The following is a 21,844-nucleotide window of genomic DNA, read 5'->3' on the forward strand; positions in this document are numbered from 1 at the left end:
GAATTTCAGCCGGGCATCATGGCGCCAGCCGCGGCTTCGGGCAGCATGGCTGAAAAGGGAAGGAGTGGCAGGCATGCAAGGCGACCAGCACTGGAGCGACAACAATTCCCGCAGCTTTCTCGATTACGGTCGCTACTTCGTTCCCGAGCGTGAGCGCCAGATCGACATGATCGCCGACCTGATCCCGGTTGCGCCGGACGGCCTGCTGGTCGAGCTTTGCCCCGGCGAGGGGTTGCTCAGCCGCGCGCTGCTGGAGCGGTTTCCTGGCTGCCGGGTGCTGGCGCTCGACGGTTCGGAACCGATGCTCGAGCAGACGCGAGCCACCTGCCGCGATCACGCCGACCGGCTGGCTACGGGCACGTTCGAACTGGCCGATCGCGACTGGCGGCGTTTTTCCGAGCCGCCGCATGCCATCGTCTCCTCGCTCGCCATCCATCACCTCGACAGCCGGCAGAAGCAGATGCTGTTCGCCGATCTGGCAGCGGCGCTCCGGCCCGGCGGCGTTCTTGTGGTGGCCGACATCGTGCGGCCGCCCAGCGCGGCCGGCCTGGCCATCGCCGCGCGGCAGTGGGACGAGGCGGTGCGTTCGCGCTCGCTCGCCATCGACGGCGACCTGGCGGCCTTCGCCGAGTTCAACCGCCTCGGCTGGAACTATTTCCGCAATCCCGAAGGCGAGCCGATCGACAAGCCGTCTTCGCTGGCCGAGCAACTCACCTGGCTAACGCAAGCGGGCTTCAGCGAAGTCGACTGCGCCTGGCTGTTCGCCGGCCACGCCATCTTCAGCGGGCGAAAGCCTTGATGTCTTGGGGCGGGCGTGATGTCTTCGAGCATGCGAGGGCCGTGACAGACTCCTAGCCGTCGCGCGGATCGAATTGGTTGACGTCTCCTCGAGGGGCGACATGACGACGTTCGAATTCTCCGGCCACAGGCTCGATCTGCGCAAGGGCAGACTGCAGAGGGGCGGGCACGACGTCGATCTGCGCGCCAAATCGCTTTCGCTGCTTACCTATCTCTTGGAGAATGCCGGCCGCGTTGTAGGCAAGGACGAACTGGTCGATGCCGTCTGGCCCAACATCGCCGTTTCCGACGATTCGCTCACCCAATGCATGAAGGACATCCGCAAGGCGCTCGGCGCCGAGGCCGATGGCCTGATCCGCACCGTGCTGCGGCGGGGTTATGTGATCGACGAGGAGCGCGTGCGCCGCCTCGGCGACCGCGAGGCGTCGGCCGCCGGGGCGGGTGAAGGCGCCGGCGACGCACCGTCGATCGCGGTGCTGCCCTTCGAGAACCTCAGCGGCGACCCGGCGCAGGATTATTTCGCCGACGGCATGGTCGACGAGATCATCACCGCGCTGTCGCGCATGCGCTGGCTGTTCGTGATCGCCCGCAATTCGAGCTTCGCCTATAAGGGGCAGGCCGACGGCTTGAAACGGGCCGGGGCTGAACTCGGCGTGCGCTACGTGCTGACCGGCAGCGTCCGCAAGGCCGGCGACCAAATCCGCCTTACCGGGCAGCTCATCGACTCCGCTTCCGGCAAGACGATCTGGGCCAACCGTTACGACGGCACCATGGCCGATGTGTTCGACCTGCAGGACCGGCTTGCGGAGAGTGTTGTCGGCGCCATCCAGCCCTCCATCCTGTCGGCCGAGATCGAGCGCTCGCGGCGCAAGCGGCCGGAAAGCCTCGCCGCCTACGACTACGTGCTGCGCGCCTTTCCGCTCACCTGGTCGCTCGAGCGGGCACAGAACGAGGAGGCGGGCGCGCTGCTTGAGCGGGCGATCGCGATCGAGCCGGATTATCCGCTGGCGCTTTCGCTGCTTGCCTGGTGCCATCTGCAGCGCGTCTCCTACTACTGGACCGAAACACCGGCCGCGTCTTGGGAGGAGGGCCTGCGCCTGGCGCAGAAGGGGGCGGCGCTCTCCGGCGACGACCCGATGGTGCTTGCCGTGCTCGGCGCCGCACATTCCTTTGCCGGCGACTTCGATGTCGCCGACATGCACCTGACACGGGCGCGCACGCTCGATCCGAATTCGGCCTGGGCCTGGTTGCGCAGCGCCTGGCTCGATGTCTATCGCGAGCGGCCCGAGGCGGCGATCGAGAAGTTCGAGCATTTCGAGCGGCTGAGCCCGCGCGACCCGATGGGCTACATGGCCGAGATCGGCATCGGCGTCGCCCATTTCATTGCCGCGCGCTACGAAGAAGCGGTGGTCATGACGCAACGGGGGCTCAGCCGGCAGCCCGGCGCGACCTGGGCGCTGCGCTGGTTGGCGATGACGCTGGTGCATGCCGGCCGCAAGGACGAGGCGCGGCGCGTTTGCGGCAGGCTGCTGGAAGCCTATCCGGGGATGACGATCGCCAAGATTTGTGACCAGCTGCCTTTCGAGGCGGGCACGCTGGAACGCATCGCCGCCGGCCTGCGCGAGGCCGGCCTGCCGGACTGATATCGCGTCCGGCGACAACCCTGCGCCGCCTGCCGATTTCGTCGCAATTTCCCCGAAGTTTCGCCGGGCCATCACGATCTCCGGCCGGGCGGCGGCTACCCTCATCCTTGCTGTCGCTCAAGGACAGTTCCGAGGATGGAGACAACACCATGACCACGCTGGTTCCTTTCATCGGCCTCGCTGCCGATCGCCGGTCGCATGCCTCTTTCTCGCGGTCTTTCCGGCTGCTGGCCGCCGTCACGTCGGCCTTGCTATGGCTGCCGCGCTTCTGGAAGACCCGCAAGGACCTCGCCGCCCTTGCCGGCATGAGCGAATGCGAGCGTCGCGATATCGGCGTCACCGCCTTCGACATCGAGAATATGCTGGCGCTGCCGGTCGACCGCGACCCCACCGAAGTGCTCGCGCGCGTCGTGGACGATCGTCGCCATCGCCGCGAATCCTGAGATCAGCCGCTTCCGATCGGGATCATCGACCGACAGATTCTGTCGCCATTTGGTCGAGCGCCACCGGTCGCCCGACAGAACCGTCGGTCGCGAGAGCAACGACAGGAAAGGTATGAGCGGTTGTCTTTGCCGCGGCAGGCCGGGGCCAAATGCGCCGGCGCGTCGGACCTCAGTCGCCTTGCAATCGACAGTGCGGAGCGCCTAAGACACTGGCGCACTCCCTGTTCTTGCCCGCCATGGCGCATGGTTCAGACTCCGCCGCCCCCGGCGAAACCGAGCCCAGAAATGGGGAGTTGAGAAGACGGCAGTCGATTCCTCAGGGATGTAGCTGTTCCTTCACAGAGCCCGCCACTGGTTCAGGCGCCAGTAGGCGGGCTTTTGATGGGACCGCACAATAACTCGGCCTACTCTGCGTGATTGAGCAGGCGGGTGGCATCGGGGCGATCCTTGCCGCTCATGGTCCCGGCGTGGTCGATGCCTTCCACCGTGATGGCGAACGTTCCGTTCTCGGTCCTGCCGATAAAGCCCTTCGCCTTGAGATACCACAGGTGAAACTCCAGGTGCTCACGTGGGCAGCCCGACAGGCGCTCGAGCTCTTCGTCGCCGATACCCGGATTGTTGACGTCCCGCCGACGCCTCACATAGAGCAGCGACAGCAGATTGGCCTGGATGACGGAATCCCTCGCCAAGCCGCGGGCGTCGCGCGCTTCCTCGGTAAGTTCGTGGCGAAGGCCCAGATGCTCGCGATAGAGGATGTCGTACTGCGCCCGTTTGACCGGGTCGCGCAGCGTATTATGGGCCTCGACGATCTCGCTGAAACGCGCTTCATTGCCGCTTTCCCGGTTGTCGGGGTGGTAGCGCATAGCGAAGTAGCGGAAAATCCGCTCGATTGTTTCGGAGTTGGCCTTCGGGCTTATTTCCAGCGTTTCGTAGTAGTCGATGAACATGTAATTGTGATTCCGAAATTACGGAAACCACGCCCCCAAACCGGAGCATTGCCCAAATGCCGCGCGCATGCAAGGCGCAAGGCCGGGCTTTGAACAGCCACGGCCGGCTCCGGTGCCCGCCATACGAATCTGTAAGATTACGGCCACAATTGCGGGAGTTTTCGAGCCAAATTTGGCCATCCTCCTCTCACTTATTCAGTAACGCCAAGGCGTGGGGCGCCTCATATTCAGGGGAATGGATGCAATGGAAACCAGACACGGATATTCAGCTTATCAAATCGCGCTGCACTGGTTGATCGCCGCGCTCGTTTTATTTCAGCTTTTCTTCGGTGAGAGCATGACGAGCGTCGTGGACGCCGCCGAAGACGGACAACCGGCTTCCGCGACGGACCAGGCGCTCGGATCCGCTCACTACTGGGTCGGCCTGGCCATACTTGCGCTTGTGCTTCTTCGGTTGGTTCTAAGGCTCGCGTCCGGCGCGCCTGCGCCCGCCAACCGGGGCTCGCGATGGATGCAAATCGCCGCTCATGCATCACATGGTTTGTTCTACGTGCTGTTGTTTGCGACGCCGGTAGTTGGACTGTTGGCATTCTATGCGGGCGACCCCTGGGGTGACATCCATTCGCTTGCCAAGCCCGCGTTTATCGTGCTGATCGCCGTCCACGCCCTTGCCGCGCTGTACCATCAGTTCTGGCTGCGGGACGGAACGCTGAAGCGCATGCTTTCGCCCGCCGGTTGAAGAGTTGAAAAGGGAAGACGTCCCTGACACGCTGACGGGTTGCTGCACTATTCCTGTGGAATAAACCCCAACCTCTGCTACGTTAACCAAGTTCGATATTCAGGTGGCAACCTGGATGGGGGCCGACCTCAAGCCCGGCTCCCTTTTTTGGCTCGCCTCGAAAGAGGCGAGCCATTTTTTTGCCAAACCCCATTTTGCCGAGTCCGGCGCCCGTCGACGGGGCGGCCCGATCGACCTCACGGCTTTTCGCCCCTGGGCCGCACCGACTTAGGTGTGTCGTGGCTAATGCGGCTTCCAGGATGTAGACTTGCGGGAGTCGGGTTTACAGAGGCATTGGGAGGACAAGCAGAATGCCACGTGTATCGGAACTCTTCTTCAAGACGGCCACCATCTTTTTCCTGCTGGGCATCGCCATCGGCATCAAGATGGGCATTTCAGGCGATCACGGCGCCTTCCCGGCGCACGCGCATTTCAACCTTCTGGGCTGGGTCACCAGCGCCATCTTTGGCGGTTATTATGCGTTCAATCCGGCCAAGGCCGAAAAGCGCCTCGCCATGATCCATTACGGCCTCTACACGCTTGGCCTCGTGGTCTTGCTGCCGCCGCTTTACCTGAAATACGCCTATGGAATGGACGCCGTCGAGCCGCTGCTGGGCATTGGTTCACTGATCATCGCTGCAGGCGTGCTGGTCTTTGCCTTTGTGGTGTTCTCGCCCGCGCAGCCGGTAGGCTCGGTCGCATCCGCCCGCGCGCGCTAAAAGCGTCACTTCATAGCCGAGCGGCATTGCGCCGCTTGGCTTCCGCCTCTCGGGGCCATGCGGCCCAGCTCCGTTTCCGGCCGGTCTCGGGCTTAGGGTAGCCGTGGAAAGAGGCGCGACAGCAGTGCCTGGATAATGCCGTCCCGCTCGAACGGACCTGGCAATTTGGCGGGCGACGCGGCGCCATCGCTCGGCTTGGCCTGGTCGGCCGCGTGGCCTTCGCGCTGGACGAGCCACAGCACCGCCAGGAAATAGCCGGCCTGAAGAATAACGGCGGCAAGGACCGTCCAGCCCAATGCCTCCCAGATCGATCCGGTGGACATGAATATCCAACCCAGGATCACCAGAAGCGTAGCCACCATTCCCACAAGGAACTGCGGAAAATACATTTGCCCAACCGAGCGCCGCGACCATGTCCGGTCGTCGACGATCTCGCCCATATCTCTACCCGCCATGACCCATGCACCTTTTCCGAGTGGATCGCAAGCTTGAACGATCCGCTGGCGGCCCAGTCGCCCTTTCGTCCGGTCCGGCTGGGACCACGGACGCAGGACTTCTGTGTGAGAACTGGCAGTTGCCCCAAATCGTTCCCGGGGAACTGCATTCAAGGAACACCTGATGGAACGCTGCGCCCGCCGGGCGCGGGCAGGAAGCGCCGCGCCTGAGGGGGCCTTCAAGTCTCGCAAAAAAGGCCCGCCGAACGAATGGCGGGCCTTTCTCGTCACGCCGTCCAGATCAGGTCAGGATCAGCACGATCCTGTAAGTGTCGGGGTCGACGATGACGATGCGTCCGTCGGCAAGCACGAAATACTCATAGGTTTCGTAGGCAGGCACAATCTTGACGATACGGGCCGGCAGCCGGTGCAAGCGGATCTTGTGACGCGGCACCTCGATGCCGACCGAGATGTCGAAGCTGACGTCGCGGACCGGCTCCACCTTGGTCTCGTGGATGATCTGCGTGACCTGCGTCCTCTGCTCGACCGTCACATTGTTGATCGAGGCCGTCTTGTTCTGGTCGGTCTCGACGTTGGTGTTGCCCTGGGCGTTCTGCTCGGTGGCGGTTCCGGTCTTACCCTGGGCGTTCTGCCCGGTCTGCATCTTGGTGGTGCCCTGGGCGTTCTGCTCAGTGCTGGTACCCGTCTTGCCCTGCGCCTGCTGTTTCTTCTTCAGCGTGGTGTTGTCCTGGGCATTCTGATCGGTGCTGGTGCCGGTCTTGCCCTGGGCGTTCTGCTCGGTCTGCATCTTGGTGCTACCCTGGGCGTTCTGCTCGGTAGTGGCGCCGGCCTTGCCCTGAGCCTGCTGCTTCTTCTTGAGCTGCGTATTGTCCTCGGCGTTCTGGTCGGTCTTGGTGCCGGCCTGACCCTGGGCCTGTTCGTCGGTCTTCATCTTGGCCTTGCCCTGGGCCTGCTCTTCAGTATTGGCGCCGGCCTTGCCCTGGGCCCTCTGCTCGGTCTTCATCTTGCCCTGGGCTTGCTCGCCCACCTTGCCGCCCTTCTGACAGTCGGCCTGACCGGCGGCACAGCCATTGTCGCCGCTGGGTTGCACGGATTCGGTCTGCGCCATCGCGGCGCCGCAACCGACGCCGAGCGCGATCATGCTCGTGATAAGCAGGTGTTTCATCAGATTTCTCCTCGGAAGAGTCGGTCCCTTCGCTGAGAAAACCCCGCCCGAAAAGCATTGTTCCGAAATTGTTTCGCCAGGCGCCGAAGACGTTTTGTGAAAAACGGCGGCGGCAAATTTTTGCCGGAACAAGGCCTGTCGAAGGGCGTTAGGCACAGTGCCGACCGGCTGTGAAATCGCAGGCGCAGCGTGAGAGGCATCAATGCACACCAAGGAGAAGATCATGAAAATGCGTCTCACAACCGCTGCCGCGGGCCTGCTGCTCTTGACCGGTATCGGCGCCGCCGCTGCCGAAGACGTCATCATCCAGCCTGAGCAGGAGACCGTCATCCGCGAATATGTACACAAGCAGCCGCTGGCCTCGGTCAAGGTTCCCGGCGCGGAACTCAACGTCGGCACGGCTTTGCCGGACACCGTGGAGTTGCACGAGGTTCCCAACGTCAAGTATCGCTACACGGTGATCGACAACCGGACGGTCGTCGTCGACCCCGGCACGCGCGAGATCGTCCAGGTCATCGAGTAAGATCCGTCCGCATCTGAGTTGACGGCCCGCCGCCAACAGAGCGGCCGGCCGTTAACCAGTATTAATTCGTTACCATCTGCTAACGGAACCTTCGTTCCGGGCATGCGTTGCCGCTGCTGTGTTCGAAATTGCCTCATAGAGAACACATGCATGCGCAGGATGTGGATTCGGGCGGCGGCGAAACAGGGCACGGGTTGGGGAGGAGTCTAACCGACATGTCGAAACGAGAAATCGGAACATCCCGTTCGCTCGGGATGCGCGTCGCCGATCTTAAGGCGAGGATGCGCGATGCCCGGATTACCGAACATGAGATGAAGACCTTCCAGAAGGTCGCTGCCATCATGGGGGGCAACGACGGCTCCCTACGCATAGACGCGGACGATCTGATCGCCGCGTCCTTCGTTACCGAGCCGCTGGGCGAACCGACGCCGAACTGACAGCGGCCCTCAGCCGAAAATCACCGGTTGATCCAGTCGCCCGCCTACCGGCGAAGCGGCGACCCGTGGACAACGCACGCCAGACGGCGCCCGGTCGCTCCGCGATCCGGGGCCAAATCCTAGAACTTGCAGGGAGGCTGGTACGCGCGGCACTTGTCAGCGCTGCGCTCCGTGCTGCGCGCGGCCTTCGCGGGCCCGGTTGCGCCTGATCTTTGCTGCCCGCAGCACCGCCACCGGATCGGCACCGGTCCACTCGATCCCCGCCTTCCTCGCAAAGACCAGGAACGCTTGCCGCGCCTTGTCGAGATCGATCTCTCCGGCCCGCGCCGCCTCGCAGGCGTGCAGCGCCGTTGCGCAACTCTCGCGCTGCGAGGCCCGCGGCCATTCCTTGAGAAAGTTCTGCATCGCGGTCAGCGAGGCGATCTCACGCTTGAAGCCGGCGCCGACGGCGATCGCCACCGGGGCTCGGAGTTCGATGTCGCTTCTGATGGGGCCTTCTCGCATGACGCCGCCTTATGGATTTCAAAGTCTCGGGCAGTTTCAATGCCTTCCAATGCGGAGCCGATGCGAAGGTTCCGCCAAATCAATTAGTCGTCGCTGACGGAACAACCCCTTGCCGCAGGCGTTTGCCCCGGGAGCTCCAATGTTCGACCTGCCGATGTTTCCGCCCCCGCGGAGGCACGGCGGAGCTCGCCAACGCAACAGGAGAGAAACGATGAAAACCACCCTCATTCCAGCTGTCGCCGGCCTGGCTCTGATGGCCGGCATCGGCGTCGCGGCCGCGGACGAGGTGATCGTCACGCCCGAGCAGCAGACCGTGGTCAAGGAGTATGTCCACAAGCACCCGATCGCCTCGGTCAACGTGCTCGGCCTCGAGCTTGGTGTCGGTTCAACGGTACCTGATACCGTAGAGCTGCAGCAGGTTCCGGACGTGCAGTATCGCTATGCGGTCGTCAACGACCACACGGTGCTGATCGATCCTGGCACGCGCCGCGTCATCCAGGTGATCCAGTAACATCCGGCACTCAGAGCCCGATCCTTCCCCGATCGCATCGCGGCAGGATCGGGCTCTTCTCGCATCCGGACATAACGCCTACAATAAGCAACGGTTTGGGAGGCAACGAAGCGCGGAAGGAGTCGTTGCCATGCATCATCCACACGTCGAATCACCGAGTATCGCCGCCATGGTCGACAAACTGCTGGCCGAGCACAGGACCGGCCTGCTGTCGATGCAAGAGGCAATTTCCCTGCTGCGCCAGCGCACAGGAACCGACCGCTCTGACGCGGATTTGGCCGGATTGATTACAAAGAAGGCAGCGCATCTGGGCGTCGCGGTCGTCATAGACGGACACTGAGCGAAATTGCCATCAAAGTCGGTCGCTTATATGCGTGATGCCGAAGACGCCGGCTGAAAATTCGGCTAATGTTCGAGCCGGGGAACCGTCCCAACATCAGGAGGCGACAGTGACGGACGACAGGCACGAACGCATTCGCCAGCGGGCACATGAGATCTGGGAGCAGGCCGGCCGGCCCGAAGGCGCTCACATGGAGCACTGGGACCAGGCGACCGCCGAGGTCGACGCCGCGGGCAAGCCGAAGAAAGCCGCCAAGAAGGTGGCCGCTGCCAAGGCGGAAAAGCCAAAAGCCGTCAAAGCGGAGAAGCCGGCCAAAGCCCCCGCCAAGGCAAAGGCAGCCAAACCGAAGGCCAAGGCTTGATTTCCTGCGGCCGTTCCGCCGCAGGCTCATCCCGATAGTGATAATGACCGAGGACGTGGCTGGCCCGCGCCGAGTTTTTGCGGCGTGGAGATGCTCGAACCCCGGTTGAAGTCGTTAGTCCGATAAGATTAGATATCGCTAAAATTAGCAGTTCTTAATGGGTAAGCTTCGCTCCCCTCGTGCGTTGCTGAATAGATGAGCAATTCACTGTGGCCATATGGCAACAGTCTCGCTTTCGCTGGAAATACTCCCAGTAAAAGTCAGGTATTGGCTCGAAGCCACTGTTGACGCGGTGCCGCCTCCAATGGTGGCTTTCGGGCCCAGGGCTTTTCTCAATCCAACTTCGGGGGACTACGGTATGCGGGGCGTTCATCGTCTTGTTTCATTGGCATTTCTGGCCGCGGCAGGCGGCTTTTCGGTGTCGGCGCTGGCCGCGCCGGTCGAGTATGTCAAGGTGTGCACGCGCTATGGCGCGCGATACTATTACAGCCCTGGCACCGACACTTGCATCAACGCCGACACCGGCGTCACCAAGCGGGCAGTCGATGACGGCGCGGGCGGAACCACCACCGTCACCGGCAAGACGGCTTTGGCCAGCCAGGTCGACGATATTGATGGCCGCGTCCAGCGCGCCTTCGAAAGCGCCTCCGTGGCCACGGCTTTGAGCAGCCCCGATCTGGTGCAGGGCGAGCATTTCGGTGTGCGCGTCAACTGGGGCAATGCCGGCCAGTCCAACGCCATGGGCGTCACCGGCGCGGCCGTGCTGGGCGAGGGTTTCTTGCCAAGCGGCAACGGACGTCTGACCGGCGCCGCCGGCGTCGCCTTCTCCGGCAAGACCGTCGGCGGCAATGCCGGCATGCAGCTCACCTGGTAAGCACGGCCGGGGGGCACGATGTTCAGATATTTCCTTGCACCGGCGATCCTTGGCGCGGCAACGCTGCTGGCGGCGCCATCCGAGGCCGCGGTCGAATATGTCAGGGTCTGCTCGAGCTATGGGGCTAACTACTATTACAGTCCGGGCACCGACACTTGCATCAACGCCGACACCGGCGTCACCAAGCGGAAAGTCGATGACGGCGCGGGCGGAACCACCACCGTCACCGGCAAGACGGCTTTGGCCAGCCAGGTCGACGATATCGACAACCGCATCACCCGCGCTTTCGAAAACGCCTCGATCTCGGCCGCGCTGGCCGCCCCCGACCTCGTCCAGGGCGAGCATTTCGGCCTGCGCCTCAACTGGGGCAATGCCGGCGATAGCAATGCCTTCGGCCTCACCGGCGCCGCGGTTCTGAGCGAGGGCTTTGCCCATGGCGGCCGGCTGACCGCCACGCTCGGCGTCGCCTTCGCCGGCAGCCAGGTCGGCGGCAATGCGGGGCTGCAGTTCAGCTGGTAGGGAGAATGGCGGGCGCGCCGCCGCTAGCGCAATTCCAGGAAAAGTGTTTAGCGGTTAGGTTCGGCGACTTCGCCGTAGCCTTCCGTCCGGAATTGCACCAAACAAAGACTCTAGCGCGCCGCCTTCCTTGCATATTGCGCGACCGCGCAGATGAGGGCCAGCGCCGCCGTATCGCAGGCGATCCGCGACGGCGACGGTCCCCGGGCGAAAAGGACTGCGTCCGCGACCGGGATCGGCAGGCCATGCTTTTTGGCAAATGAGGTGACTTCGTAGGGCTGGTCGTCGGGCTGTATGCCGATGTCGATTTGCTGGTCCATCAAAACGAGTTCCTCCCTGGTGCGCGGCTTTACCCTCCTTCGCCTCGGACGAATTTAACCACCCGCCTCTCACCCGCGTCCACCAATTGGCAATTGTGTGAAACGATGCATTTTTCGACAGGCGGCCCAAGGGTTGTAGCCGGTGGAAAGCTCTTCCCTTCTCCTCTTCCTTTGGGAGAAGGGAAGGGCGTTTCACCACGCATCGCTCGACCGCGCGAAGCTCACCCCCGCGGCGATCATCGCGGCCTCGCATTCGCTGATCAGCCTCAGATTGCGCAGATACCGCGTCACCGTCTCCGGCAGCCAGGCGGCGCAGGCCTCGACATAGGCGCGGCCATGCACCAGCGTGCCCGTCGAAAGCCGCTCCTCCTTCTCGGCGATCACCTTCAGATATTGCCGGATGAAGCGGATGTCGTCGGCGATGTCCTGGCTGGCCATGCGCCATGCCGTGGCGAGGCCTTCACGCTCGGCGAGCGGCAAGGGCGACAGCAAGGGGCGGGAGAGGTCGGCGAAAGCGGCATGGTTCGCGGTGTTCAAGGATGTTCCCTCAACAAGGGAAATATCGTACTTTATGTACGAAACATCGTCAAGCACGGTTCGTACAATTTGAACGATAGGCCGTTATAAGAAATTCGCGAAAATCTTATCACGCGTCCATCTCCCCCCAAGGGGAGATGAGGCGCCTCAGCCAATCGACGCGGCAAAAAATCACTTTCCCGCCGCTGCAAACAGTGCTTTAACGCCGCCATCCACAGGGGTGCTCCGTACGGTCGGGGCTGAGATGGGGGCGGCAAGCCTTCGGACCCTAAAGCTGATCTGGATAATACCAGCGGAGCGAGGCGGGCCATGTTTTCCGGCGCACAGATTTCCCTTTATCCCATGACCGACGACTTCGTCGGCGTCATCTTCGGCGCGCTCGGCGCGCTCGATCCTTACCGCGACAGGCTCAGGATCGAGACCGACGACATCTCGACGCTGCTGGTCGGGCCGCCCGAGGTGCTGTTCCCCGCGATGCGCGACCTGTTCGTGGCGGCGGCGAAGAGCGGCAAGCACTGCGTTCTGTCGGCCGCTGTCTCGCGCGGCTGTCCCGGCGAACCGGACGATCCGATCTGCCGCTCCGACGAGATCGGCGGCCCCGCGATCCCGCTCGACGAACGCAAACTCGCGGCGCTCCGCGCCGTCGAGACGACGCCTTCGACCGACCAGCCGGTGGTGGCGCAATTCTCGCTCTATGTGATGGGCACAGGCGACCACATGGACGAGATCTATGGCTGCATCGATTTCCTGAAAAACTCCGGCGTCTTCGAGCGCTCGAAAAACTTCTGCACCAAGCTGCGCGGCGATGCCGGCGCGGTGTTCGCCACGCTCGCCGAAGCCTTTTGCCGCTTCGGTCCCGGCGCCGGCCACGTGACGCTCGACATCACCATTTCCGCGAACAGCCCGACCGCGGTTTGAGCCCGCGTAAGCGCCGTCGGGGATATTGTCGTGGCTGTTTCGTTCGATCCAATGCGTGGGCGAGATGCCCCCAGTCCCATCTCGCAGGAGAGAGGGGAACCCTCGGCGATTGGCGAAAGCCGGGGTGCGGTCCAATCTCCCCCCTTGCGGGGGAGATCAGCCCTCACGTCTGCCCTCGCCAAGCTCGCCCCCGCCGCCCTCGCGTTCGCCCTCCTCCTCATCGCCTGGGAGCTCTATGCCCGCCTCGGCGGCATCGCGCCCACCGTGCTCCCCGCACCCTCGCGCGTGCTTACGCAGGCCTGGGAGAACCGCGCCGCGCTCGCCGACAACACATTGCCTACCATTCGCGCCACGCTGGCCGGCTTCGCCTGTTCGCTGCTCGCCGCCTTCATCCTCTCGGCGCTGGTCGACTTTCTTCCCCGCCTGCGCCGCGCGATGTTTCCGCTTTTGATTGCCAGCCAGACACTGCCGCTGGTCGCGATCGCGCCGCTGGTGGTGCTGTGGTTCGGCTTCGGGCTGCTGCCGAAAATCCTGCTCGTGGCGCTGGTCACCTTCTTCCCGATGATTGTGGCGCTGGTCGAAGGCTATGCGGCCACGAGCACTGAGATCAGCCAGATGCTTGCCGCCATGGGGGCAGGGCGCTGGCGCATCTTTTGGTTGGCGCGGCTGCCTTCTGCGCTGCCCTATTTCTTCGCCGGGCTGCGCATCTCCATCACCTATGCGGTGGTCGGCGCCATCTTCGCCGAATATGCGGGCGCCGCGAAGGGGCTTGGCATCTACATGCTCAGCGCCAAGAACAATTTCCGCCCCGACCTGGTGCTCGCCGCCGTCGCCGTCAGTTCGGCGCTGACGCTGGCACTGTTCGGTCTGGCCGTGCTGGTGCAGCACTTTGCGATGCCCTGGGAAAGGGCAGGGCGCGACAGCAAGGTCGAACCCTCCGAGGGCCGCCCATGACCCGGCTCGAGCTCCGTGACGTGCGAAAGAACTTCGGCCCGCTGGAGGTTCTGGCCGATATCTCGCTCCACGTCGCGACAGGCGAGTTCGTCTCGATCCTCGGTCCCTCCGGCGCCGGCAAATCGACGCTGTTCCAGCTCTTGACCGGCGCGATCCAGGGTGAGGGCGAGATGCGCTTCGACGGCGCGCCGCTCGATGGCGCCCGCTTCGCCTTCATGCCGCAGCGCGACGCGCTGATGCCGTGGCGGCGCGTCATCGACAACGCAACGCTCGGCCTGGAGGTGCAGGGCATGAAGCGCCGGGCCGCACGTCAGCGCGTGGCGCCGCTGTTCGCTGAGTTCGGCCTCGCCGGCTTCGAGCGCGCCTGGCCGACCGAGCTGTCCGGTGGCATGCGCCAGCGCGCCGCCCTTCTGCGCACCGTGGTGCAACAGCGCGACATGCTGCTGCTGGACGAGCCCTTCGGCGCGCTCGACGCGCTCACCCGCGCCGCCATGCAGCGCTGGCTGGAGCGTATGTGGCAAAGCCATCGCTGGACGGCGCTGCTGATCACCCACGACGTGCGCGAAGCGGTGCTTCTGTCCGACCGCATCTACGTGTTGTCGGCGCGGCCCGCGCGTGTCGTCAGCGAAGTGGCGGTGCCGCTGCCGCGCCCGCGCACCGAAAGTGCCGAGCTTGCCCGCGAGGCGGCCGCGATCGAGGCCGGCATCCTCGACACACTGCTCGCCGCCGATCCGATTTCCCGACCATCCGATGGAGAGATGAAATGACCGACTTCACCCGCCGCCAGGCGCTGTTTCTGGCTGCCAGCCTGCCCTTTGCCGGGGCCGTCACGCGTGCCCGGGCCACCGCGCGGAAAATCACCGTCGCGCTCGACTGGACCGCCAACACCAACCACATCGGCCTGTTCGTTGCCTGCGACAAAGGTTTTTACCGGGATGCGGGCCTCGACGTCGAAATCCTGCCTTATGGCGACACCGGCTCGGGCACGCTGGTCGCCAACCGCGTCGCCGATTTCGGCATTTCCGGTTCGCTTGGCCTGTTCACCCAGAAGAGCGCGGGCGCCGACCTGAAGGCCGTCTATGCCGTCGTCCAGTCCGAGACCGGCCGCGTCGTCTTCAACGCCGACCGCGCCGCGATCAAAAGCCCGAAGAACCTCGACGGCCTGACCTATGGCGGCTTCGGCAGCGCCTGGGAGAACACGCTGTTGCAGACCATCATCCGGCATGACGGCGGCAAGGGCGATTTTTCGACCGTGACGCTTGGCACTTCCGCCTACGACGCACTGGCCAACGGCGCGGTCGACTTCACGCTGGAGGTCGCGACTTGGGAAGGCGTCGAGGCGAAACTGAAGGGTCTCAAGCAGCGCAGCTTCCGCTACGCCGATTACGGCGTGCCGGACGAGCACACCACGCTGATCGTCTCCAGCAACGCCTTCCTCGCGGCCAATCCGAAGGCTGCCGCGGCCTTTGTGCGGGCGACGCGGGCCGGCTATGCATTCGCGGTTGACCACGCGAAAGAAGCCGGCGCGCTGCTGGTTGCCGCCAACAAGGACACGCTCACCAACCCGGCGCTGATCGATGCCTCGCTGAAGGCCCTGAACGATGGGCATTTCCTGAAGAGCGCCGCCGGCGCCATCGGCACCATGGACAAGGCCAAGATGGAGGCCATGGGCGGCTATCTGTTCGCCTCGGGGATCCTGCTCGATGGCAATGGCAAGGCGCTGAAGGAGAAGCCGGATCTGGGCGCGTATTTCACGAATGCGTTTCTGGGGTAGGCACATCGACGCTGTCAATCTCCCCCTGGCGGGAGATTGATCTCTCGTCTTCGCCATCAGCCTTGGCGCGAAAGCTCAACTATCGGCCTTCTTCCTGCTGAACAGCCGTCTCAGCCACACCAGAGGCAACAGCAGGAGGAAGGCGCCTTTCTTCAGCACCACCAGGGCCAGCGCAATCAGCCCGGCGCTGGCGGCCCCGCCGTATTTGACGCCGAGCATCGTCGCCAGCACGCCCAGCGCGCCATAGCCGGCCACCTTGTCGCCGCTGGAAAATTCGAAATAGGACGAGCCGGCCTGCGGCTTGTAGGCGGCCGCTGATGCCGCGACGATCTTCTGCACGTCATCGCCTGTGATGTTGCCGCTTACCGGCACGATCTTGATCGGGACATAGCCCTGCCGGTCGAAGATCGAGACCGAGATGTTGATGGTCCGGTCGCCGCCCCAGTTCAGGATGTTGGCGTAGTAGAGGATGTTCTTGCCCTTATCGATCTGCGGATAGACCAGCCAGCCGTCGAAGCGGATGTCCTGCCCGAGCCGCTGCGACTGCGCTTTGACCGAATCCTTAAAACTCTCCTCGATCGAGCCGATTTCCGAGCTGCGGTCGCCGCTGTCCCAGTCGGCGAGGCTGACATAGCCATCCGAAACCGGCTTCTCGACAGTCAGGTTGTCGATCTCCGGCGTCAAGCCAAAGATCAGCTGATCGATCGAGCCGCACTCGCCGCGGTCCCAGCCGAATTCCTTCACCACCAGATCGCAGCGCTCCTCCGGCTTCAGGTAGAAGGCGCCACTGCCGGCCGGAGCGATCGTACCTCTGGCGGCGCTCAGAGGCTGGGTAAAATCCTGCGGATGATAGTTCGCGTCCTCGGCATGCACGATGGCCGGCTGCGCCAACAGGCAGAGTTGCGCCACCGCAATGAAAATCAGATTTTCCCTGATGGATTTGTTCATGACCCCCTCCCGCCAGCGGGAACCCAACCTCACGCAGTCGTGATCTAAGAGGATTTCGAAGACAAGTACAAGACGGAAAAGTTCTTTTTTTGTTCTTCATGCAGACTGTAACGTTCCGGCATCGCCGCGGCGCGCCTAATTCTTCACGATGGCGTAGAGCAGGGCGGTTTTGACATGTCGTCCAGGCTCGCCCGGCAGCGAAAGGGCTGCCGCAAACAATTTCGCGGTTGCGGGGCACAGGTCCGCGAAATCCTCATTGGCGTTCGCGATGGCGTCCATCTCGGCCGGCGTGCCGCCGCCTCTGGTGAAGGCGTCCGCGAGCAGCGACCAATCCTGATCGGCAGGTTCGGCCGCCGGCAGACCGCTTCTTTTGGCGGCACCAAAAGCGCGAAACAGTGTTGCGCCGATCTTGTCCAGATGAACCATAAATTCACTATCAGGCGCGCTGACCGCGTCCGGCCCTTTGCGCAGGTAATTGTCACAGGTGGCTGGCGTTTTTCGCGTCATCAGGTAGTTGAGCATGCCAAGCTGAGCCGAGAGCGCCTGCGAAGCTTCGTTGTCCGGAGTGGAAGGCAACAGCGGCGCATACCTACGCCGCAGTTTGGCGACCGTAACCCGACTGGTGTCGCGCACCGCCTGCTTGCCTCCCAAGCGCGCCACGACCATGACGTTGTCGATCAACGCGCTGTAATCGTCCGGGAACTCCTCGGCGATTGCCTTCAATATCTGCGAGTCCTGCTTCTGAATCTCGGCGTCGATGTAGGCATGGGTCAACGCTTGGGGCGCGGGCGTCTGCTTGCCGGCTTGGCTGGCCAGCTTGCCTGACGTCTTCGAGGCAAGAGCTTTTTCCTTCGCAGCCATTGCCAATTTACGACCCGGGCGTGCCATGTCGGATTTAGGATCGAGCTCGAGCGCCCGGTCGAGATCGGCGGCGGCGCGGTCGAAGTCGCCCATAGAATACCAAGTGCTGCCGCGCCCGAAATAAAGCGGGGCATAGTCCGGTTTCATTTCGATCGCACGGTCGAAATCGGCGATGGCCTTTTCCGGCTCGCGCTTCTTTATCAGTATAAGAGCGCGGGCATGATAGGCTGTGATGTAGGATGGATCGATCTCAAGCGCTCGGTTGACGTCGGACAAGGCCGCGTCATACTCGCCCTTTTGCATGCGCGCCCTAGCGCGCGCCGAATAGGTCGACGGTTCGTTTGGCGCTAGCGCCAGGGCGCGGCTGTACTCAGCGACGGCGCGGTCGTATTTGCGTTTTGCATAGAAGGCGTCGCCGCGCTTCAACAGTGGCATGGCAGCCCGCAGATCCGTGCCGTCCGCAGCGACCGCCTCATCGCTTTGGCCGTTCGCCGCCGCTGCTGCCCTTCGGGCGATGGCATAGTCACCATTGCCGGGATCGAGCTTGAGCGCCCGGTCGAAATCGGCAATGGCGCCGGCATAGTCTTTCCGGTCGGCTCGGGCCATGCCGCGCGCATAGAAGCTGGCGTCATCCTTGGGATCGATGCCGATCGCCACCGAATAGGCCGCGATCGCGCGCCCGGCGTCGCCCTTGGCATGCCAGGCCATGCCTTTGCAATAGTGGGCATCGCGCGCTTTCGGGTCGAGACTAGCGGCTCGGTCGCAGTCGGCAAGCGCGCCGTCGACATCGCCGGACGTCACCTTGGCGAGGCCGCGGCGAAAATACGCTGCGGCGAAATTGGGGGCGAGCTCAATGACCCTGTCGAAATCGGCGATCGCCTGGCCGTACTCGGCTCTGGCGGCTCTGGCCCTGCCACGGCCGAAATAACCGAAGCGATTGTCGGGTTCGAGCGCGATCACCACGTCATAGGAGCCGATCGCCTTGTCGTATTTGCCCATGTCCAGCCAGGCATCGCCACCCAGGATCGCTTGCAGCGCGCGCTGGTCTTTTGTCTCCAAGGTCTTTGCAGCCAGCGTGTCGTCCGTGGCCGTCAAATTCGGACGAACGGTTTGCGGGTTCGAAGCGGCGACCGCCGGCCTTGGCTGCTCGGGGTCCGGCGCCGGCGCGGTTTTTTCGTCGTCGCCGGCAACCCGCCCGGCACAGCTGCCCGTGCGGTTGGGATCGAGTTCAACGGCACGCCGGCAATCCGCCGCCGCGCCAGTCTGGTCGCCGCTGAGTGCTTTGGCGCGGCTGCGGCCCAGATAGGCGTCGGCATTTTTGGGATCGAGGCCGATCGCCTTGTCGAAGTCGAGCAGCGCGCCGTCGACGCCATATTTTGCCAGGCGCGCGCCGGCGCGGTCGACCAATATCTTAGCGGCGGCCTGATCCTGTGTCTCGGCGACCTGAACGGCTGGCTGGCCGGCCATGAGCGCGGCGCATGCGCCGGCGCGTTGCGGGTCGAGTTCGATGGCGCGCCGGCAGTCGCTGGCGGCAAGAGTGTCATCCCCGCTTGCGGCCGCTGCCGCCGCCCTGTCGTAAACCGCGTCGGCGTTGTCAGGGTCGTCTGCGATAGCCATGCTGAAGGAGTTGATCGCCCCTGCTAGGTCGCCCTGTTGCTGCTGCTCCAGCCCTCGTCTGATCTCCCTGGCAGCAAGTTTTGAACGAACTTGGTTGCCGGCTGCCTCCAACTGCTTTGTCAAAGAGGTAAGATCCGGCTTGGGCGCCTTTTCCGCCCCGGGCGCCTCGGCGGCGAGCGCGCAAAGCACCACCACTCCCGCAAGCGCCAGCCCAAGTGAGAGCACGGCAACGAATAGGCGCGAGACCGCGCCAGTGCGGCGAGACATGGTTTGATCCTCCCCCCGGAGATGCCGCGACGGCGGCTGCAATTGCTTATATAGTTCTGTTTTTGTTCTGGATTGCAAGCAGAAATTGCGAGAGCTGCATTCCTGCGCTTCTAAGGTTAACGTCAGCGAGACCGGGGCGGCTTCTGGGCCTGTTCCACGCCCACCCTCACATATCGATCATCGACCTTTTCACCCGCCCGATGATCGTAATCGCGCCCTCCAGCTCCGGCGGGGGGATGTCCATATAGGACGCCGGCTGGAATGGCGGATTGTCGTTGGGGCGGTAGCGCTTGTAGGTGGCCCGTCCCGTCTCGTCCGAGATCACGTAGCAGCCATTGGTCACCAGCCGCTTGTCGCGCAGGTTGACGAAGATGATCGAATCCGGCGGCGAGATCTTGTTCATCGACGGACCGTCGACGCGCAGCGCGATCCACTCGCCTTCCTCGAGGTCGGCGGTGGGGATCGTCGGATAGTCGGAAAGGTTGACGACGCTGTCCTGGCTGCCGAGCTCGCCGGCGCTGATCCACGACACGATCGGCACGTCGACGGTGATGGGCGAGGGCATGAGATTGACCGGTGCGGCCTCGGCGCCATCTGCATTGAACAGCAGCCAGCCGGGGTCGACGCCGAACAGCCGGCCGTATTTCTCGGCAGCTTTTCGTGACAGCGGCCGGTTGCCGTTCTCATGGCTGATCAGCGTGTTCTTATTGACGTCGCGCAGCGCCCGCGCCGCATCGCTGGGCGAGGCATAGCCGGCCTGGGCGCGCGCCTGCTGCAGTCTGTGCCGAGAATCCATCATCGTACAAAATGCCTGAAAATTATCGTCCAAAGTGTACGATTTCGCTTGCGCGTCGTTCGTACATAACGTACGCTTAGCGCATGAATGAGCATCCCGCAAGCATTTCCGCACGACCGGTGATTCCGGTTCTGCCCGTCAGCATGGCGGCACGGCCGATGAGCATCTCCGAGCTGCCCACGAATATCTCGGGGCTTATCGATTGCTGGCACAGCATCGGCGCTTTCGCCGCCGATGTCGGCTGCGGCTACGAGGCGGCGCGGCAGATGCGCCGGCGCGGCCGCATCGCGCCGCAGCACTGGCCGCATGTGGTGGCGGCAAGCCACAGGCTGGGCATTGCCGGCATCAGCTACGAATGGCTGGCCGGCCATCGCAGCCTCTCGGCCACGCGAGGGGAGGCGGCATGAACGCGCTGCCCCAATCCTTCCAATTCAAGTCACCTGTCGAATTCCAATCGTCCGGACCGTCCTCCTCCCCGGTTCGGGCGCATCCCGGGGCGCTTGCCCCGGATCCGGTCGAACCGCCCGCACCCCGGTTCACCGGAACGGCCGGAGCCGCTCCTCCCCCGGCTCCGGCCGCCAATTCGGCCACAAGCTGCATCCGCACCGAGGACGGCACCGTCATCCTGTTCGACCGGATGACGGGCCGGGCGGTGTCGGGCCTGACGCGCGCCGCCGCCGAGGCGGCGCTTGATCGACTGAACGGCGCCGCGCCCGGCGCCGCCTGAACCCACCACTTTCCCCGACCTGACCTGAGCGACGGCCTCGCGGCCGAACCCTGGCGCTTGGCCGCAAGCTCGGCCCTTCGCACGCCCTTAGCAATCAATGGAATGAGAAGATGGCAGCCGCCTATACCGAAAAGGAAATCGACGAGATCGCCGCCTTGCTGAAAGAGGGGCTTTCGGCCTCTCGCATCGCCGGTCGCTTCAGCGCGCTGCGCGGCGCCCCGGTCTCGCGCAACGCCATCATTGGCATCGTCCACCGCAACGCCGGCTTGAGAGCCATCGGTTTCGCCAATCCGAAGGGCGGCCGCGCCGGCGGCAGGCCGCGAAAACATGCGCGGCCGGATCGTCCGGGAAGGCGGAGTACGGCGGCGGCCGGGGGCGTCACGCTGTCCGAGCCGGCTGCGCTTTCGAGATATGTAGAGTTGGCGGAATGCGTCGAGGCCGACACTGCCGATCTCCCTCTTTGTGAGGCAGGTGCCCGGTCCACCCTCCGCAGCTGCAGCGCAGCTGTCGCGCAGGACGGGCAGGGCAGAGGAGGGCGCTGTCCCGCCGATGTGTCGGCCCATGGCACCGCCAAGCAAACGGAGATTGTCTCTGCCCGCGCCCTCAAGTCCAAAAAACCCAAACCCCGCGTACCCGCGCGCACGCTGCCGCCCGCCTGGCTCGCCCCCGGTGAGCGCGAGAAATCCGAAGCCCGGCGCTACAAGCTCCCCGCACCGCCACCCCCGGTAAATCCCGGCCGCCAGCCGCATGTGGCGGCGATGCGTTTCCTCGACTGCCTGTTCGGCCGCTGCCGCGCCCCGCTCGACCTCGCGCTGCGCGAGGAGCCGGAACACGACCCACCGGGCGCGCGCCCTGGCCTTGATATGCTCTGTTGCGGTCTGCGCACGACAGGCACGCGCTCCTACTGCGCGCATCATCACGCGCGGTTCCACGGCCATCGCGGGAGAGGGATGTGAGGGTTGAGCTTCTAATCTCCCCCCTCACGGGGGAGATGTCCGGCAGGACAGAGGAGGGCGCGAAGAAAACGAGGCGCCGCAAGATCAAGGTTCCTCGCCCCACGAAGTGGGGAGAGGTGGCTCGGCGAAGCCGAGACGGAGAGGGGAGCGCCCTA

At 64.0% G+C, this 21,844-nt stretch carries 28 protein-coding genes and 1 riboswitch; of the genes, 19 read left to right on the forward strand and 9 right to left on the reverse strand.

Annotated elements, in window-relative coordinates:
- The first annotated feature begins 73 nt into the window (after nucleotides 1-73).
- The 3 genes from KVT37_RS27325 (at nucleotide 74) to KVT37_RS27335 (ending at nucleotide 2,884) form a co-directional block, all read left to right on the forward strand.
- Nucleotides 74-799, forward strand: a complete 726-nt coding sequence (locus KVT37_RS27325; protein ID WP_217578119.1) for a trans-aconitate 2-methyltransferase — start codon at nucleotides 74-76, stop codon at nucleotides 797-799.
- A 100-nt stretch (nucleotides 800-899) separates the two neighbouring features.
- Nucleotides 900-2,441: a tetratricopeptide repeat protein gene (locus KVT37_RS27330; RefSeq protein ID WP_217578120.1), complete on the forward strand. Its 1,542-nt coding sequence runs from the start codon at nucleotides 900-902 to the stop codon at nucleotides 2,439-2,441.
- Between the two features lie 149 nt (nucleotides 2,442-2,590).
- Nucleotides 2,591-2,884 (forward strand): hypothetical protein, encoded by a 294-nt coding sequence (locus KVT37_RS27335; protein ID WP_217578121.1) that lies wholly within the window; start codon nucleotides 2,591-2,593, stop codon nucleotides 2,882-2,884.
- 404 nt (nucleotides 2,885-3,288) lie between these two features.
- Here KVT37_RS27335 and KVT37_RS27340 read toward each other — a convergent pair whose 3' ends face one another.
- Complete coding sequence (locus tag KVT37_RS27340) at nucleotides 3,289-3,831, reverse strand: J domain-containing protein (RefSeq protein ID WP_217578122.1); 543 nt, start codon at nucleotides 3,829-3,831, stop codon at nucleotides 3,289-3,291.
- Between the two features lie 244 nt (nucleotides 3,832-4,075).
- Between KVT37_RS27340 and KVT37_RS27345 the strand changes: the two genes are divergently transcribed.
- Together KVT37_RS27345 and KVT37_RS27350 are read left to right on the forward strand one after the other, a co-directional pair.
- On the forward strand, nucleotides 4,076-4,570 hold the full coding sequence (locus tag KVT37_RS27345) for a cytochrome b/b6 domain-containing protein (protein WP_254634294.1): 495 nt from the start codon (nucleotides 4,076-4,078) through the stop codon (nucleotides 4,568-4,570).
- Between the two features lie 350 nt (nucleotides 4,571-4,920).
- The gene (locus KVT37_RS27350) at nucleotides 4,921-5,328 is read left to right on the forward strand and encodes a hypothetical protein (protein WP_217578124.1); all 408 of its coding nucleotides are present in this window, start codon (nucleotides 4,921-4,923) and stop codon (nucleotides 5,326-5,328) included.
- Nucleotides 5,329-5,420: 92 nt separating this feature from the next.
- On the opposite strand, the gene KVT37_RS27355 is transcribed toward KVT37_RS27350, so the two are convergent.
- Both KVT37_RS27355 and KVT37_RS27360 read right to left on the reverse strand, forming a co-directional pair.
- Nucleotides 5,421-5,768 (reverse strand): exopolysaccharide production repressor protein, encoded by a 348-nt coding sequence (locus tag KVT37_RS27355; protein WP_254634295.1) that lies wholly within the window; start codon nucleotides 5,766-5,768, stop codon nucleotides 5,421-5,423.
- 295 nt (nucleotides 5,769-6,063) lie between these two features.
- Nucleotides 6,064-6,948 carry a DUF1236 domain-containing protein gene (locus tag KVT37_RS27360; RefSeq protein ID WP_217578125.1) on the reverse strand — a complete coding sequence of 295 codons (885 nt, stop codon included), beginning with the start codon at nucleotides 6,946-6,948 and terminating at the stop codon, nucleotides 6,064-6,066.
- Nucleotides 6,949-7,171: 223 nt separating this feature from the next.
- Between KVT37_RS27360 and KVT37_RS27365 the strand changes: the two genes are divergently transcribed.
- Nucleotides 7,172-7,471, forward strand: coding sequence for a DUF1236 domain-containing protein (locus KVT37_RS27365; RefSeq protein WP_217578126.1), 300 nt, complete (start codon nucleotides 7,172-7,174; stop codon nucleotides 7,469-7,471).
- A 215-nt stretch (nucleotides 7,472-7,686) separates the two neighbouring features.
- Nucleotides 7,687-7,908: a hypothetical protein gene (locus KVT37_RS27370; RefSeq protein ID WP_217578152.1), complete on the forward strand. Its 222-nt coding sequence runs from the start codon at nucleotides 7,687-7,689 to the stop codon at nucleotides 7,906-7,908.
- Between the two features lie 156 nt (nucleotides 7,909-8,064).
- On the opposite strand, the gene KVT37_RS27375 is transcribed toward KVT37_RS27370, so the two are convergent.
- Nucleotides 8,065-8,412: a DUF982 domain-containing protein gene (locus tag KVT37_RS27375; protein WP_217578127.1), complete on the reverse strand. Its 348-nt coding sequence runs from the start codon at nucleotides 8,410-8,412 to the stop codon at nucleotides 8,065-8,067.
- 211 nt (nucleotides 8,413-8,623) lie between these two features.
- On the opposite strand from KVT37_RS27375, the gene KVT37_RS27380 reads away from it, so the two are divergent.
- The 5 genes from KVT37_RS27380 to KVT37_RS33855 all read left to right on the forward strand — a co-directional run bounded on the left by KVT37_RS27380 (nucleotide 8,624) and on the right by KVT37_RS33855 (nucleotide 11,017).
- Complete coding sequence (locus KVT37_RS27380) at nucleotides 8,624-8,923, forward strand: DUF1236 domain-containing protein (RefSeq protein ID WP_217578128.1); 300 nt, start codon at nucleotides 8,624-8,626, stop codon at nucleotides 8,921-8,923.
- A gap of 130 nt (nucleotides 8,924-9,053) precedes the next feature.
- On the forward strand, nucleotides 9,054-9,263 hold the full coding sequence (locus KVT37_RS27385; protein ID WP_217578129.1) for a hypothetical protein: 210 nt from the start codon (nucleotides 9,054-9,056) through the stop codon (nucleotides 9,261-9,263).
- Between the two features lie 109 nt (nucleotides 9,264-9,372).
- On the forward strand, nucleotides 9,373-9,624 hold the full coding sequence (locus KVT37_RS27390) for a DUF2934 domain-containing protein (protein ID WP_217578130.1): 252 nt from the start codon (nucleotides 9,373-9,375) through the stop codon (nucleotides 9,622-9,624).
- Nucleotides 9,625-9,982: 358 nt separating this feature from the next.
- Nucleotides 9,983-10,498, forward strand: a complete 516-nt coding sequence (locus tag KVT37_RS27395) for a porin (RefSeq protein WP_217578131.1) — start codon at nucleotides 9,983-9,985, stop codon at nucleotides 10,496-10,498.
- Nucleotides 10,499-10,516: 18 nt separating this feature from the next.
- Nucleotides 10,517-11,017 (forward strand): porin, encoded by a 501-nt coding sequence (locus KVT37_RS33855; RefSeq protein ID WP_217578132.1) that lies wholly within the window; start codon nucleotides 10,517-10,519, stop codon nucleotides 11,015-11,017.
- Nucleotides 11,018-11,127: 110 nt separating this feature from the next.
- Here KVT37_RS33855 and KVT37_RS27405 read toward each other — a convergent pair whose 3' ends face one another.
- Nucleotides 11,128-11,334 carry a hypothetical protein gene (locus KVT37_RS27405; protein WP_217578133.1) on the reverse strand — a complete coding sequence of 69 codons (207 nt, stop codon included), beginning with the start codon at nucleotides 11,332-11,334 and terminating at the stop codon, nucleotides 11,128-11,130.
- Nucleotides 11,335-11,526: 192 nt separating this feature from the next.
- Nucleotides 11,527-11,871 (reverse strand): hypothetical protein, encoded by a 345-nt coding sequence (locus KVT37_RS27410; protein ID WP_217578134.1) that lies wholly within the window; start codon nucleotides 11,869-11,871, stop codon nucleotides 11,527-11,529.
- 206 nt (nucleotides 11,872-12,077) lie between these two features.
- Nucleotides 12,078-12,190, forward strand: a riboswitch (TPP riboswitch).
- On the opposite strand from KVT37_RS27410, the gene KVT37_RS27415 reads away from it, so the two are divergent.
- The 4 genes from KVT37_RS27415 (at nucleotide 12,181) to KVT37_RS27430 (ending at nucleotide 15,517) form a co-directional block, all read left to right on the forward strand.
- Nucleotides 12,181-12,789, forward strand: coding sequence for a Ykof family thiamine-binding protein (locus KVT37_RS27415; protein ID WP_217578135.1), 609 nt, complete (start codon nucleotides 12,181-12,183; stop codon nucleotides 12,787-12,789). Its footprint overlaps the riboswitch before it by 10 nt.
- A gap of 30 nt (nucleotides 12,790-12,819) precedes the next feature.
- Nucleotides 12,820-13,743 carry an ABC transporter permease gene (locus tag KVT37_RS27420; RefSeq protein ID WP_308642781.1) on the forward strand — a complete coding sequence of 308 codons (924 nt, stop codon included), beginning with the start codon at nucleotides 12,820-12,822 and terminating at the stop codon, nucleotides 13,741-13,743.
- Complete coding sequence (locus tag KVT37_RS27425; protein ID WP_217578136.1) at nucleotides 13,740-14,510, forward strand: ABC transporter ATP-binding protein; 771 nt, start codon at nucleotides 13,740-13,742, stop codon at nucleotides 14,508-14,510. Before KVT37_RS27420 ends, KVT37_RS27425 begins: the two co-directional genes overlap by 4 nt.
- Nucleotides 14,507-15,517 carry an ABC transporter substrate-binding protein gene (locus tag KVT37_RS27430; protein WP_217578137.1) on the forward strand — a complete coding sequence of 337 codons (1,011 nt, stop codon included), beginning with the start codon at nucleotides 14,507-14,509 and terminating at the stop codon, nucleotides 15,515-15,517. Before KVT37_RS27425 ends, KVT37_RS27430 begins: the two co-directional genes overlap by 4 nt.
- 75 nt (nucleotides 15,518-15,592) lie before the next feature.
- Here KVT37_RS27430 and KVT37_RS27435 read toward each other — a convergent pair whose 3' ends face one another.
- The 3 genes from KVT37_RS27435 to KVT37_RS27445 all read right to left on the reverse strand — a co-directional run bounded on the left by KVT37_RS27435 (nucleotide 15,593) and on the right by KVT37_RS27445 (nucleotide 20,009).
- A complete protein-coding gene (locus KVT37_RS27435) occupies nucleotides 15,593-16,465 on the reverse strand; it encodes a DUF2167 domain-containing protein (protein ID WP_217578138.1) in 873 nt (290 codons plus the stop codon).
- A gap of 135 nt (nucleotides 16,466-16,600) precedes the next feature.
- Entirely contained in the window at nucleotides 16,601-19,210 is a 2,610-nt protein-coding gene (locus KVT37_RS27440) for a tetratricopeptide repeat protein (RefSeq protein WP_217578139.1), read from the reverse strand.
- Between the two features lie 166 nt (nucleotides 19,211-19,376).
- Complete coding sequence (locus KVT37_RS27445) at nucleotides 19,377-20,009, reverse strand: S24 family peptidase (protein ID WP_217578140.1); 633 nt, start codon at nucleotides 20,007-20,009, stop codon at nucleotides 19,377-19,379.
- A gap of 155 nt (nucleotides 20,010-20,164) precedes the next feature.
- Here KVT37_RS27445 and KVT37_RS27450 point away from each other — a divergent pair, with 155 nt between their 5' ends.
- From KVT37_RS27450 to KVT37_RS27460, 3 genes are all read left to right on the forward strand, one after another.
- Entirely contained in the window at nucleotides 20,165-20,413 is a 249-nt protein-coding gene (locus tag KVT37_RS27450; RefSeq protein ID WP_254634297.1) for a hypothetical protein, read from the forward strand.
- Nucleotides 20,410-20,733: a hypothetical protein gene (locus tag KVT37_RS27455; RefSeq protein WP_217578141.1), complete on the forward strand. Its 324-nt coding sequence runs from the start codon at nucleotides 20,410-20,412 to the stop codon at nucleotides 20,731-20,733. Before KVT37_RS27450 ends, KVT37_RS27455 begins: the two co-directional genes overlap by 4 nt.
- A 110-nt stretch (nucleotides 20,734-20,843) precedes the next feature.
- Complete coding sequence (locus KVT37_RS27460; protein ID WP_217578142.1) at nucleotides 20,844-21,689, forward strand: GcrA cell cycle regulator; 846 nt, start codon at nucleotides 20,844-20,846, stop codon at nucleotides 21,687-21,689.
- Nucleotides 21,690-21,844 lie beyond the last annotated feature (155 nt).

The organism is Mesorhizobium sp. GbtcB19 (genome assembly GCF_019091085.1).
Classification (GTDB): Bacteria; Pseudomonadota; Alphaproteobacteria; order Rhizobiales; family Rhizobiaceae; genus Mesorhizobium.

Coding starts and splice junctions, on each gene's coding strand:
- KVT37_RS27325 (WP_217578119.1), top strand. CDS start 74: ATGCAAGGCGACCAGCACTGGAGCGACAACAATTCCCGCAGCTTTCTC.
- KVT37_RS27330 (WP_217578120.1), top strand. CDS start 900: ATGACGACGTTCGAATTCTCCGGCCACAGGCTCGATCTGCGCAAGGGC.
- KVT37_RS27335 (WP_217578121.1), top strand. CDS start 2,591: ATGACCACGCTGGTTCCTTTCATCGGCCTCGCTGCCGATCGCCGGTCG.
- KVT37_RS27340 (WP_217578122.1), bottom strand. CDS start 3,831: ATGTTCATCGACTACTACGAAACGCTGGAAATAAGCCCGAAGGCCAAC.
- KVT37_RS27345 (WP_254634294.1), top strand. CDS start 4,076: ATGGAAACCAGACACGGATATTCAGCTTATCAAATCGCGCTGCACTGG.
- KVT37_RS27350 (WP_217578124.1), top strand. CDS start 4,921: ATGCCACGTGTATCGGAACTCTTCTTCAAGACGGCCACCATCTTTTTC.
- KVT37_RS27355 (WP_254634295.1), bottom strand. CDS start 5,768: ATGGGCGAGATCGTCGACGACCGGACATGGTCGCGGCGCTCGGTTGGG.
- KVT37_RS27360 (WP_217578125.1), bottom strand. CDS start 6,948: ATGAAACACCTGCTTATCACGAGCATGATCGCGCTCGGCGTCGGTTGC.
- KVT37_RS27365 (WP_217578126.1), top strand. CDS start 7,172: ATGAAAATGCGTCTCACAACCGCTGCCGCGGGCCTGCTGCTCTTGACC.
- KVT37_RS27370 (WP_217578152.1), top strand. CDS start 7,687: ATGTCGAAACGAGAAATCGGAACATCCCGTTCGCTCGGGATGCGCGTC.
- KVT37_RS27375 (WP_217578127.1), bottom strand. CDS start 8,412: ATGCGAGAAGGCCCCATCAGAAGCGACATCGAACTCCGAGCCCCGGTG.
- KVT37_RS27380 (WP_217578128.1), top strand. CDS start 8,624: ATGAAAACCACCCTCATTCCAGCTGTCGCCGGCCTGGCTCTGATGGCC.
- KVT37_RS27385 (WP_217578129.1), top strand. CDS start 9,054: ATGCATCATCCACACGTCGAATCACCGAGTATCGCCGCCATGGTCGAC.
- KVT37_RS27395 (WP_217578131.1), top strand. CDS start 9,983: ATGCGGGGCGTTCATCGTCTTGTTTCATTGGCATTTCTGGCCGCGGCA.
- KVT37_RS33855 (WP_217578132.1), top strand. CDS start 10,517: ATGTTCAGATATTTCCTTGCACCGGCGATCCTTGGCGCGGCAACGCTG.
- KVT37_RS27405 (WP_217578133.1), bottom strand. CDS start 11,334: ATGGACCAGCAAATCGACATCGGCATACAGCCCGACGACCAGCCCTAC.
- KVT37_RS27415 (WP_217578135.1), top strand. CDS start 12,181: ATGTTTTCCGGCGCACAGATTTCCCTTTATCCCATGACCGACGACTTC.
- KVT37_RS27425 (WP_217578136.1), top strand. CDS start 13,740: ATGACCCGGCTCGAGCTCCGTGACGTGCGAAAGAACTTCGGCCCGCTG.
- KVT37_RS27430 (WP_217578137.1), top strand. CDS start 14,507: ATGACCGACTTCACCCGCCGCCAGGCGCTGTTTCTGGCTGCCAGCCTG.
- KVT37_RS27435 (WP_217578138.1), bottom strand. CDS start 16,465: ATGAACAAATCCATCAGGGAAAATCTGATTTTCATTGCGGTGGCGCAA.
- KVT37_RS27440 (WP_217578139.1), bottom strand. CDS start 19,210: ATGTCTCGCCGCACTGGCGCGGTCTCGCGCCTATTCGTTGCCGTGCTC.
- KVT37_RS27445 (WP_217578140.1), bottom strand. CDS start 20,009: ATGATGGATTCTCGGCACAGACTGCAGCAGGCGCGCGCCCAGGCCGGC.
- KVT37_RS27450 (WP_254634297.1), top strand. CDS start 20,165: ATGAGCATCTCCGAGCTGCCCACGAATATCTCGGGGCTTATCGATTGC.
- KVT37_RS27455 (WP_217578141.1), top strand. CDS start 20,410: ATGAACGCGCTGCCCCAATCCTTCCAATTCAAGTCACCTGTCGAATTC.
- KVT37_RS27460 (WP_217578142.1), top strand. CDS start 20,844: ATGGCAGCCGCCTATACCGAAAAGGAAATCGACGAGATCGCCGCCTTG.